A 12,095-nucleotide genomic window follows, 5' to 3' on the forward strand; every position below is an offset into this window, starting at 1 on the left:
CAATGCTAACATCTAAAGTTGCAAAAAGATACGCACAGGGTCTTCTTGAGTTTACACAAGAGGCTGGCAGTACAGATGCAGTCTTCACAGAGATGCAAGATGTGGTGAAAATCATGTCTCAATCAAAAGAGTTAAACCAATTCTTGGATACGCCTTTTATTGATGCTAAAAAGAAGATTGAAGTTGCTGGAGAAGTTTTTAAAGCTTTTTCACCTGTTGCACAAAATCTTATTAAATTGACCATTAAGAAAGGACGTGAGTCTCAACTTAAAAATATTGCTCAAGAATTTATCAACAAAGTTGAAGATATCAGAGGGACAAAACGTGTATCTCTAACTTCTGCTACAGCTTTGTCAAGAGAAACAGTTACAGAAATCCTTAAGGCTTCTCAATTGGTTCCTAGCAATACAGATTTCGAAGTAGAAAGCATTATCAACCCAGAAATCTTGGGAGGTTATATCCTAAGAGTTGGTGATAAGCAAATCGACGCTTCTGTGAAAACAAAACTTAATAACATTAAGAAAGAATTTCAACTTAATTAAGAAAAAACAACCATAAAATGGCAGAAATAAATCCAGCAGAAGTATCGGCGATACTGAAGCAACAATTAGCAAATTTCGATACGCAATCTAACGTAGAGGAAGTAGGTACTGTACTTTCTATCGGTGATGGTATTGCACGTGTTTACGGTTTAGAAAACGTACAATACGGAGAATTGGTAAAATTCGAAAGTGGTGTTGAAGGTATTGTATTGAACCTTGAAGAAGACAACGTTGGTGTTGCTCTACTTGGTGAATCAAAACTTGTAAAAGAAGGAGATACTGTTAAAAGAACTAACACTATTTCTTCTATCAAAGTAGGAGAAGGTATGTTAGGAAGAGTTGTTGACACATTGGGTAACCCAATCGATGGTAAAGGTCCTATCACAGGTGATCTTTACGAAATGCCTCTTGAAAGAAAAGCGCCAGGTGTTATCTACAGACAACCAGTAACTGAACCGTTACAATCAGGTATCGTAGCAATTGACTCGATGATTCCTGTAGGTAGAGGACAAAGAGAGCTTATCATTGGTGACCGTCAAACTGGTAAAACTACCGTTGCTATTGACACGATCATCAACCAAAAAGAATTCTATGACGCTGGGAAACCAGTATATTGTATCTATGTTGCAATTGGACAAAAAGCGTCTACAGTTGCACAAATCGTACAAACATTAACAGATAAAGGCGCAATGGCTTATACAGTTGTTGTTGCTGCTAATGCTTCGGATCCAGTTCCGATGCAAGTATATTCTGCTATGGCAGGTGCTTCTATTGGAGAATTCTTCAGAGACACTGGTCGTCCAGCATTGATCGTTTATGATGATTTATCAAAACAAGCTGTTGCTTACCGTGAGTTGTCTTTGTTATTAAGAAGACCACCAGGACGTGAGGCTTATCCAGGGGACGTTTTCTACCTTCACTCAAGATTGTTAGAAAGAGCTGCAAAAGTTATCGCTGATGATACAATTGCTTCTCAAATGAACGACCTTCCAGAATCTCTAAGACCATTAGTAAAAGGTGGAGGATCTTTAACAGCACTTCCAATTATTGAAACGCAAGCGGGTGACGTATCTGCATATATCCCAACTAACGTAATTTCGATTACAGATGGACAGATTTTCTTGGAGTCAGACTTGTTCAACTCTGGGGTTCGTCCAGCAATTAACGTAGGTATCTCTGTATCTCGTGTTGGTGGTAACGCACAGATCAAAGCGATGAAAAAAGTATCTGGTACTTTGAAGCTTGACCAAGCGCAGTACAAAGAACTTGAAGCTTTTGCTAAATTCGGTTCAGACCTAGATGCTTCTACACTTGCAGTTATCGGAAAAGGTGAAAGAAACGTGGAGCTTCTTAAGCAACCAGTTAACTCACCACTTCCAGTAGAAAATCAAATTGCGATGATCTACGCTGGTACAGAAAACTTGTTAAAAAATATCCCAATTAATAAGGTTAAAGAATTCATCGTTGAGTACGTTGATTTCCTTAAAAACAAACACCCAGAAGTAATGTCAGCGCTTAAAGCTGGTAAAATCGATAACGATATCACTGGTGTGTTAAAGCAAGTTGCTACAGATTTATCTGCAAAATATAATTAAAATTAGTTTCAAGTTTCGGGTTTAAAGTTTAATTAAATTAGTTTTAAACCTGAAACAATGAAAACTTGAAACAAAAAAAATAATGGCAAACTTAAAAGAAATTAGAGGCAGAATTACGTCCATCTCATCTACGATGCAGATTACTAGCGCGATGAAAATGGTTTCCGCAGCGAAACTAAAGAAAGCGCAAGATGCTATCGTAATGTTAAGACCTTATTCTGAAAAGCTTCAAGAAATTATAGAAAACGTTAGCTCTAGCTCTGACTCCGAAAATGTTTCGGAATATGCGGTTGCACGCGAAGTTAAGAATGTTCTTTACATCGTTGTTACTTCTAACAGAGGTCTTGCTGGTGCTTTCAACTCTTCGGTTATTAAAGAACTTAACCATCAACTTTCTAACAACCAAAATCACAATGTTGAGATTATCACGGTTGGAAAAAAAGTATATGATGCGGTTAGAAGAAACAGAATTGTTTTCGAAAACCATAGTAATTTGTTCGATAACCTTTCTTTTGAGAATGTTGCTAAAATGACTCAAAAAATAATGGATGAGTATAAGACTGGTAAATTTGATAAAGTTTATCTAGTGTATAACAAATTCATTAATGCAGCAACTCAAGAGGTTGTAACAGAGCAAGTGCTTCCAATCGCAATGCCTGAGAAAACATCAGAAATTAATGTTGATTATGTTTTCGAACCGGGAAGACAAGAGATTCTTGAAACTTTGATTCCTAAGTCCATCAAGACGCAAGTGTACAAAGGTATTCTAGATTCTGTAGCTTCTGAGCATGGTGCACGTATGACTGCGATGCACAAAGCGACAGACAACGCGGAAGCTTTGAGAAATGATCTTAAAATATTCTATAATAAAGCTCGTCAAGCTGCCATTACAAACGAAATCCTTGAGATCGTTTCGGGAGCTGAAGCGCTTAAAAATAGTTAATTAAAGTTAATAGTTAGTTTGGTAAAACGCATCGGAGAGCAATCTTCGATGCGTTTTTTGTTGGTCAAAAGTCACCATACGACAACCCAAACTCACCATTCGACAATGGGCATCGCTTTGTGTAAGCCAATTGTTGATATTTGTTTAGTAGAATTGAGATTTTGCAAAAATTGCTTAATTTCCTTACGAAAACACCAATGTCGACAAAATGCTAGCAAGATTATTATTTTTCTTGATACCGATTTTCTATTTATCTCAGTCTGTTTATCGGACTGAGTTAGTACAATATACCGATGGATTGCCATCTGATAAAGTGTTTGGTACTTTCAAAAAAGATAATTTTCTTTACATCTACACCCAAAAAGGGATTTCTGTCTTTGATGCTTATGTTTTCGTTCCACATAAAGACATTTCGTCATCGGTCTATTTTGCAACAACTGATAAGCAAAATATTTTCTTAGAAGAAACGGGAAAAGGCTTAATAAAACTAAATAATGTCCATAGTAAATTAGAGATTTTATATCCAGTTAATTTTCGAGATAGTAATCCTAACAATGATCATTTCGAAAATATTTTTTTTAATGATAATAAAGTTTGGTCGACAGATTTTAATCATGTTAAATATTTTGATTTAAAAACTAAAAAACAAAAAAGCTTTTTAATTGATAAAAAAAATAAGGATTTAAAATATAATTTTCAATTTATACCAAGTAAGAATGGCTTGTTGATGTTTTCTAAGTTTGGGATTTTTGAGTGGGATAAATCTTTGGATAAAATATCTTTGGTTAAACGACAAAATATCAATAGCGCAACACAACTGGGCAACGATATTTTTGTGACGTCACCCGACGCTTGGCTCGGAAAGCTCGATGCGCAATCCATTATTCCTAAGCAAGTGCTTTTGACGACTTCTGCAAAGTTTGTCCAACAGCCGATTTCTAACAACTTGCTGGCTTTTTATGATGAACATCAAGTCTCTACTTTCGATGTTAAAACCAATAAAATCCAGACGATTGTCCAAAGTCTCGAAACGATTAATCATGTTTTTTACGATTCCGAAACTGGAATTTTTTGGGTGTCAACCAACAACGGACTTCTTAAAGTTTTTAAAGAACAAAACAAAATTCTGAGTATTAATCTTAACAAGCCTGTACCCAAAATTATCGCCGATATCGTAGAAGATCCACTCGGGCAAGTGTGGTTTGCAGATCAACAACAGTTGATTTATTGCGAGACTAAACAAAAAGAGATTGAAACTTTTCCAATCTCTGGGACGCCGACACGTTTGTCGATCGACGGGCAAATGTTGTATGTTGCGACGGATGTTGGGATCTTTAGAAAGAAAATAAATGATAACGAACCATTTGAAAAAGTCATTATGAGTGAGAATTACAAGGCGAAACTCGCTAAGGTTTGGGATTCTAAAATTTGGGTGCTTCCAGATTCTGGACCAATTCGGGTTTACGATTTGTTGACTTTTAAAGAATTACCAACATTTTTAAATAATAATAAAAGCTTTTTTAGCATCAATTTATTTAATGATTTGGTGACAAAAGACGATAAAATGTGGCTTGCTAGTTGGATGCCTCAAGATTTTGGGATTTCTTATTTTGATAAAAAATCTAAGGCTTTTCAACAGATTACTAAAATTAAAAATAATCATGATTCATTTGTTGCGGATTATTACAATCGCGCAGCTTTTTTGCAAAATGGAAATGTGATTTTTTCGGCTTACGGCGGATGGAATATCGTTAATCCTGATGGCGTTATTGTAAAGTCGATGAACACGAGAGAATTTAAAATCGGGAATGATAATATCCAAGGTATTGCGCAAGATTCTAAAGCTAATATTTGGTTCGGAAGTGGCGAAGGTTTGTATCAATTCAATCTAAAAAATGATAAGACGACGCGGCTTTCCAAAATTGATGGTTTGGCTTCCAATGACGTTACACAAGCCTTTTGTTTGACAAAAGAGGATTGGTTGTATTTTTCAAGCGAGTATAATGTTCAAAAAATTAATCTTAAAACGATTCTTCGTACTGAGTTAATCAATGTTTTAAAATTGACAAGTATTAAAGCCAATAATGAGAATTTAGATTTTGGAGAAAATGAAGTTTTAAAGTTTAAAGAAAAAGAACTCAATCAATTGGATTTTCATTTTTCTGCATTAAATTTTGCTGACAAAGACAAGCTTATCTATCGATACAGAATTAACAATGAAGAGTGGACTTATCTCGGTAACGAACCAAAAATTAGCCTTGTAAAGCCTGTCGCAGGAGATTATCTTGTCGAAGTCCAAGTGGGCGACAACCTCGGGAATATCCAACCAAGAACTTTGAAGTTTAAGTTTGATATTTCGGCACCATTTTATAAAACGTGGTGGTTTTGGTTGTTAAGTCTTTTGTTGGTGGCAATTATGACATTTAGATTCACTTATTTTTTAGTTCAACAAGAAAAACAAAAAGGTATTCTAAAAAAACGCGCCAAAGAAAATGAAAACAAAATGTTGCGATCGCAGATGAATCCTCATTTTTTGTTCAATTCGCTTAATTCTATTAATAGTTTTATCATTCAGAATAAAGACAAAGAAGCGAGTAGATATTTGACATCATTTTCAAAATTGATGCGTAAGATTCTCGATAATTCGCAGAAAGAAACGATTAGTCTGAAAGAGGAATTAGAGGCGACAAAACTTTATCTTGATCTCGAAGCAGTACGAATGGAGCATAAATTTGATTATAATATTGTGATTTCTGACGACATTGAGCCTGAAGATATTAGTCTGCCGCCACTTATTTTGCAACCGTTTTTAGAAAATGCAATTTGGCATGGCATCAATCATAAGAATGAAAAAGGACATTTAGAAATTAGATTTTTACGCGATGTTGATGATTTTGATTTAATTAATATCGAAATCGAAGATGATGGTGTTGGACGCCAAAGAGCCTCCGAAATTAGAAAATCTTCGACGCACAAATCTTATGGTTTAGAAATAACGAAAGGCCGTATACTTGGTTTGGACAAAAAAAATCAAGTGGAGATTCTTGATTTGTACAATAACAATTCGGTCGGGATAGGGACTAAAGTATTAATCAAAATAATGAATAGACATGATTAAAACTATTATTTTGGATGATGAGAAGCATTGTCTTATCACCTTAGAACATCTTCTTAAACAGGTTGATGATGTCGAGATATTGGCGATTTTGCAAGACAGTCGCGAAGCGAAAGCAGCAATAGATAGCTTAAAACCTGATATTGTTTTTCTGGATATCGAAATGCCAAATCTTACAGGTTTTGAAGTTTTGGAACAGTTTGAATCTTTTGATTTTAAATTTGTATTTACGACGGCTTACAATCAATATGCGATTAAAGCTTTGAAAATGAGTGCGCTAGATTATCTTCTAAAACCTATTTCTGTGGAAGATATTCAGGAACTTATAGACCGATTTCGTCAGGATCAACTCTTTGTTTCAAAAGAACAATTGAGTAATGTTTATAAATTTGATAAAGACAAAATCCAAGATCGGATTGCGCTATCGGTGCAAGAAGGCTTATTGTTTGTCATGATCGAAGATATTATGTATGTCGAAGCTAGCGGTTCTTATTGTAATATAGTGATGAAAGATCAAACCAAGCATCTTATTAGTAAAGGGATTTCGATGTTTGAAGAAGTCTTAAGCGATCAACCCAATTTCTTCCGAGCGCACAAATCTTACATCATTAATTTGAAATTTGTTAAACAATATATTCGTGGTGACGGTGGCGAAATCGTAATGAATGACGGAAAATTCGTCAACATCAGTCGAGCGAAAAAGACAGAATTCCTCAATCTTTTCCAAAAGATATAAAATGAGATTGGTGGGCAAAATCTCACCATTCGACAACTGAAACTCGCCATTCGACAATTGGCTGTCAAAGACATACAGATTAATGTTGACATTTGGATTATCAAATAACAAAAACATTAATTATGAAAACAAAAATTACATTATTTGCAGCGATGATGTTGTTTGCATTCTCACAAGCACAGTATCTGAAAGTTGAAGGCAAAACTTTAAAAACAGCCAACGGAACGCCACTCATCTTAAAAGGAATGAATTATCCAATCTTGGATGATGGCGATGTAGACTTTAACGTGGCTTCTACTTATCAAACCAAAATCAATGAATTTGTAAAAACTGGTGCTAATGCCATAAGAATCCCTTGGAATACCAATGGTGTGCATTGGAGAGATGTAAATGCACCAGGAACATTACAATCTTATATTGACAATGGAAAACTAGCAGCATTTATCGACTATTGCACAAGCAAAGGACTTTACACAATTTTGGAAATTCATGATCTAACTTGTACTAATGATTGGGCGACTTTCAACACCAAGATTATGGATTTTTGGAAACAAACTGCCATCAAAAACATTATAAATGCGCGCCAAGATCGTGTGATTATTAACTTCGCTAACGAGTTTGGGAGCGATACTGCTTGGGGCGGTAGCACAACAGATTTTACTAACAATTATGCAGCAGCAGTTGCTAGCTTAAGAACGGAAGGTTATAAAGTCCCACTTATGATCGATGCACCAGATTGCGGTATGGCATCTTCAACTTTGGTTAACAATTCTGCAGCGACTATTTACAATGCCGATAATCTTAAAAATGTCATTTTTTCTGCGCACACTTATTGGGTAGGTTATGCAAATAACAATGCAGCAATTGATGCTAAAATGTTAGAAATGAAAAACAGCCCATATTATTTCTTTCTAGGTGAAATTGCGAATATTCAGGATGCTAATGCTTGTGGAGATACGGATATCAATCATATTTACAAAAGAGTTTTGACAAAAGCCTGCGAATACGGCATCGGTTGGTTGGCTTGGAGTTATTATAAAGATTGTGCAGCACAACGTCAAGTGACGACAACAGGTATGTTTGCTAACCTAACCACTTATGGAAATGATATTGTCAACAATTCTGTGTACGGATTAAAGTCAACAACTTGTTACAGTGCGCTAGCAGTAGGTAATCAAATGCTAGATATGAAAGGCGTTCGCATCGTTCCAAATCCTGTTAAAGATAATTTCAAAATAGAGTCTGACAAAAAAGTAGTGTCTGTGCAAGCATTTGATTTCGGTGGAAAGCTTTTAAAACTAAAAACAACTGATAACCATGAATTCAAGATTCAAGCTTCTACAAGTGTCGTTAATCTAAAAATAAAACTAGAAGACGGCAGCGAAGTGACGAAGAAGTTAATCATTGAGAAGTAATGTTTTCATTATGAGTCTTCGGATTCGACTATTGTGTGTCGCTGCAGAAGCGGTTAAGTTAAAGCTGAAAAATAATTTAATCTCAATCTGCAGCGATTTTCTAAATCATTCTACGAGTTTTCATTAATGAAATTTCAACAATCAATTCAGGTTTTTGAAAAGGATGAAAGATGCTAGAATTTATTTAAACCTTTAAAAATTAACCCATGAAAAAAAATCAATTATTAATAATGATTGTGCTATTGATTTCTTCTAAAGGAATCGCGCAACAATCGATCAACGCTAGTGGTGGCAGTGCCAATGGCGCATCTGGAAGTATCGCTTTTTCGATTGGTCAAGCTTTTACTAAAAGTACTTTTACAAGCGCTTATTCTGCAACAGAAGGTGTTCACCAAGCTTACGAAATTTCAAATTTGGGTGTTGACGATAATCCTTCGATTGTTTTAGAAATGAAAGTTTTTCCTAATCCGACAACGTCAGTTTTATTTTTAAGAAATCCAAGTTTTTCAAAAAATAATAACACGAAGTATGAGTTGTTTGACGCATCTGGAAAGCTAATAAAATCGAACAAAATCTCAAACGAAGAGACACAAATCGATTTACAAAAAGAAAATGTAGGTATCTACATTCTACGAGTTTTCGACGACAACAAGATTCTAAAATCTTTTAAAATCATCAAGAATTAAATTTTAAAACCATAAAAAACAAATATCATGAAAAAATTAATTACAAGTTTAGCAATCTGTCTTGTAGGCTTAGCTTATGCGCAGGTGCCTCAAAAAATGAGCTATCAAGCAGTTGTTCGCAATGCTTCTAATGCGCTTGTTGCAAATAAGTCAGTTGGCGTACAGGTTAGTGTCTTAAAGACCTCCGCCTCAGGAACTTCGGTTTATAAAGAAACATTTTCTTCAGTTTCAACTAATGCCAATGGGTTATTATCTATAGAAATTGGTGGCGGAACACCAGCAACAGGTACTTTTTCAGCAATCGATTGGTCGCAAGGTCCTTATTTTGTTAAAACAGAGATTGATCCAACAGGAGGAAATAATTATACTTTAGTGGGTATCAGTCAATTGCTGAGTGTGCCTTACGCACAGACGGCTATGCAGCTAAATTCAAATGCTAATGGGCATGCAGGACTATATGGAAGTGAGAGTGATAAACTTCAATTTGGAATTTATGAAGCTGGACAATATCGTGGATATTTGGGAAGTTATGCTGGCGCAAACGAAGATGTCGATTTTGGAACAGGTGCTTCCAACGAGGATGGTAGTGTACATCTGACAATAAAAGCACAACCTAAGTTGACAATTAATAAATATGGGAAAATTGGTATTGGAAATACAAACCCAATGTATAAATTCCAAGTTGATGGTCCTACTGGAACTTACTATGATTCAGGAATCAGAATCCAAAATATATCAGTAAATAAAGGTTGGAGTTTTTACCCAGCATCAACTGGAAATATGATAATTGGTGACGATTTTAATGCAGGATATTTTGATGGTGTTACAGGAGCTTATTCAGCAACATCGGATGAGCGTCTGAAAACAAATTTTCAAGCATTGGATTCTGTTTTAAAATCAGTAAGCAATCTTAAACTTTTCCGTTACGAGTATAAGAATAATAACCCGACACATCGTAAAGATATTGGCGTTGTAGCACAAGATCTTCAAAAATATTTTCCAGAATTGGTTAGTGTAAACTCAACAAACGAAGGAAATCCTATTGAGGAAAACCAAATGTTTGTTAACTATTCAGGATTGGGTGTTGTAGCGCTAAAAGCTATCCAAGAACAACAAGAAATTATAAAAAACCTTGAAGCAAGAATTAAACAATTAGAATCAAAAAAATAATCTATTCGAGATAGAGTTTTTTTCATCAGTGTTTATTAAGGTCTTAGCTTTTTAAGGCCTTAATTTTTTCAAATTATTGATACAGAGATTTATAAAAATTAATACTCGAAAGATTTGTTTTAAAATCGATTTAAAAAATTATACATATCTTTGTAGCAACTATATTTATTTTTAAATTAAATGGACCCCGACAGTTTAGTCAAACTTCTTATTGCGCTATTATTAGTGCTACTCAATGGCTTTTTCGTAGCCGCAGAATTTTCAATCGTTAAAGTACGTTACTCTCAAATCCAGCTAAAAGCTGCTGAAGGTAACAAAATGGCAAAGCAAGCCGAACACATCATCAAACATCTTGATGAGTATCTATCAGCGACGCAGCTTGGTATTACCCTCGCTTCACTAGCTTTAGGTTGGGTAGGAGAAAGTGCTTTGCATCATATTATCGAAGATGCTTTTCACTATTTTGGTTTAGACATTTCTCAGACTACCATTACAACCATTTCAGTTGTTTGTAGTTTTATGTTAATTACAATTATGCACATTGTTTTTGGAGAATTAGTTCCGAAATCAATTGCAATCCGTAAGTCCGAACCTACAACTTTCTTTATTGCAACGCCACTTCGTTTGTTTTATAATATTTTCAAACCATTTATTTGGTTAATGAATTCATTATCAAATGGTTTCTTACGATTAATCAACATTAATCCAGCAACGGATCAAGATATCCACTCAACAGAAGAACTGCAGCTTTTAGTAAAACAAAGTGCTGACAGTGGCGAGATCCAAGAGGAGAACTACGAGATTATCAAAAACGCTTTCGATTTTACAGATCATAATGCAAAACAAATTATGATCCCAAGACAGAACATTGTTTCTGTGGATATCGAAGACGATCGCGAAGAGATTATTAACCAATTAATGGAAAGTGGATATTCGCGTATCCCTGTCTACGAAGGCTCTATCGATAATATTATTGGTATTTTTTACACTAAAGAAATTATCCGAGAATACATCAAAAGTAAAGGCGAATTGTCGCATGACGATCTTAAACGATTGATGCGTGAGGCTTACTTTGTGGTTGGGAGTAAAAAAATATCGGATTTGCTTAAAATTTTCCAACAGAAAAAACAACATTTAGCAGTTGTTATTGATGAGTTTGGTGGTACAGAAGGTATTATCACGTTGGAAGATATTTTGGAAGAATTGGTTGGCGAAATTCAAGATGAGGAAGATGAGGAAGAAAAAATCGTTGACGAAGTTGCAAACAATGTTTATTGGGTGCAAGCAACGCAACCTTTGGAAGAAATTAATGAGTTTTTACCAAAACCTTTTCCAGCTTCAGAAGAAGCAGATTATAACACTTTAGCTGGATTTATTTTGAAAGAGCTTGAGGATATTCCAGAGGAAAATCAAGAGTTTGACTGTAATGATTATCATATCAAAATTCTGAAAATGCAAAACAAAAGTGTAGAAGTTGTCGAACTAATCTACACACCGCATGAGCCAGATTTTGATGTGGAAGCTTAATAATTTTAAACCAAAAAAAAATTATTGTAAACTGACGTCACTTCGATTTCTATGACATATGCAAATTAAAATTATACACAGATTCGTTTTTTATTAAAGCATATATTCTGTGTATAATTTTGTTTCTAATTGCGTTGAGTATAGACATCTTGTTTTTTCCTTCCGCAACCTTTCTTTGGAAGTAAATTGCAAGGTCATTTTTTAATCTTATCGAGCTGAGCGCCGCTAAATGCAATACTTTTTTCAGCTCTTTATCCGCCATTGTAGAAACCCTCGGTTTTCGATAAATAGAACTACCCGAACTGTATTCAAATGGTGCAACTCCTGCGTAACAAGCCATTTTTCGGGCAGATTGTATATCTGAAA

General features: G+C 35.0%; 10 protein-coding genes. 9 read left to right on the forward strand and 1 reads right to left on the reverse strand.

The genetic code is table 11. The annotated features are described in order from the left end of the window. Positions 1–2: 2 nt before the first annotated feature. From atpH to B5X62_RS05295, 9 genes are all read left to right on the forward strand, one after another. Positions 3–542 (forward strand): ATP synthase F1 subunit delta, encoded by a 540-nt coding sequence (gene atpH, locus B5X62_RS05255; protein ID WP_079666349.1) that lies wholly within the window; start codon positions 3–5, stop codon positions 540–542. A gap of 17 nt (positions 543–559) precedes the next feature. Next, positions 560–2,137, forward strand: coding sequence for a F0F1 ATP synthase subunit alpha (gene atpA / locus B5X62_RS05260; protein WP_079666350.1), 1,578 nt, complete (start codon positions 560–562; stop codon positions 2,135–2,137). 82 nt (positions 2,138–2,219) lie between these two features. Further along, positions 2,220–3,080 carry an ATP synthase F1 subunit gamma gene (gene atpG, locus B5X62_RS05265; RefSeq protein ID WP_079666351.1) on the forward strand — a complete coding sequence of 287 codons (861 nt, stop codon included), beginning with the start codon at positions 2,220–2,222 and terminating at the stop codon, positions 3,078–3,080. A 208-nt stretch (positions 3,081–3,288) separates the two neighbouring features. After that, complete coding sequence (locus tag B5X62_RS05270; protein ID WP_079666352.1) at positions 3,289–6,198, forward strand: sensor histidine kinase; 2,910 nt, start codon at positions 3,289–3,291, stop codon at positions 6,196–6,198. Then, a complete protein-coding gene (locus tag B5X62_RS05275) occupies positions 6,191–6,931 on the forward strand; it encodes a LytR/AlgR family response regulator transcription factor (RefSeq protein WP_079666353.1) in 741 nt (246 codons plus the stop codon). The genes B5X62_RS05270 and B5X62_RS05275 overlap by 8 nt, the downstream gene beginning before the upstream one ends. 122 nt (positions 6,932–7,053) lie before the next feature. Next, positions 7,054–8,346, forward strand: a complete 1,293-nt coding sequence (locus tag B5X62_RS05280) for a cellulase family glycosylhydrolase (RefSeq protein ID WP_079666354.1) — start codon at positions 7,054–7,056, stop codon at positions 8,344–8,346. A gap of 206 nt (positions 8,347–8,552) precedes the next feature. Further along, positions 8,553–9,032, forward strand: a complete 480-nt coding sequence (locus tag B5X62_RS05285; protein WP_079666355.1) for a T9SS type A sorting domain-containing protein — start codon at positions 8,553–8,555, stop codon at positions 9,030–9,032. Between the two features lie 27 nt (positions 9,033–9,059). Continuing rightward, on the forward strand, positions 9,060–10,202 hold the full coding sequence (locus tag B5X62_RS05290) for a tail fiber domain-containing protein (RefSeq protein ID WP_079666356.1): 1,143 nt from the start codon (positions 9,060–9,062) through the stop codon (positions 10,200–10,202). A gap of 180 nt (positions 10,203–10,382) precedes the next feature. After that, positions 10,383–11,729: a hemolysin family protein gene (locus B5X62_RS05295; RefSeq protein ID WP_079666357.1), complete on the forward strand. Its 1,347-nt coding sequence runs from the start codon at positions 10,383–10,385 to the stop codon at positions 11,727–11,729. Between the two features lie 49 nt (positions 11,730–11,778). On the opposite strand, the gene B5X62_RS05300 is transcribed toward B5X62_RS05295, so the two are convergent. Continuing rightward, positions 11,779–12,095 (reverse strand): transposase (locus B5X62_RS05300; RefSeq protein WP_144038299.1); only part of this gene is annotated, 317 nt, incomplete at its 5' end.

It is taken from the genome of Soonwooa buanensis (assembly GCF_900167905.1).
In the GTDB taxonomy this organism is placed as follows: Bacteria; Bacteroidota; Bacteroidia; order Flavobacteriales; family Weeksellaceae; genus Soonwooa; species Soonwooa buanensis.

Excerpts from the sequence above, each read along its gene's own strand:
- atpH (WP_079666349.1), top strand. The coding sequence starts at position 3 with ATGCTAACATCTAAAGTTGCAAAAAGATACGCACAGGGTCTTCTTGAG.
- atpA (WP_079666350.1), top strand. The coding sequence starts at position 560 with ATGGCAGAAATAAATCCAGCAGAAGTATCGGCGATACTGAAGCAACAA.
- atpG (WP_079666351.1), top strand. The coding sequence starts at position 2,220 with ATGGCAAACTTAAAAGAAATTAGAGGCAGAATTACGTCCATCTCATCT.
- B5X62_RS05270 (WP_079666352.1), top strand. The coding sequence starts at position 3,289 with ATGCTAGCAAGATTATTATTTTTCTTGATACCGATTTTCTATTTATCT.
- B5X62_RS05275 (WP_079666353.1), top strand. The coding sequence starts at position 6,191 with ATGATTAAAACTATTATTTTGGATGATGAGAAGCATTGTCTTATCACC.
- B5X62_RS05280 (WP_079666354.1), top strand. The coding sequence starts at position 7,054 with ATGAAAACAAAAATTACATTATTTGCAGCGATGATGTTGTTTGCATTC.
- B5X62_RS05285 (WP_079666355.1), top strand. The coding sequence starts at position 8,553 with ATGAAAAAAAATCAATTATTAATAATGATTGTGCTATTGATTTCTTCT.
- B5X62_RS05290 (WP_079666356.1), top strand. The coding sequence starts at position 9,060 with ATGAAAAAATTAATTACAAGTTTAGCAATCTGTCTTGTAGGCTTAGCT.
- B5X62_RS05295 (WP_079666357.1), top strand. The coding sequence starts at position 10,383 with ATGGACCCCGACAGTTTAGTCAAACTTCTTATTGCGCTATTATTAGTG.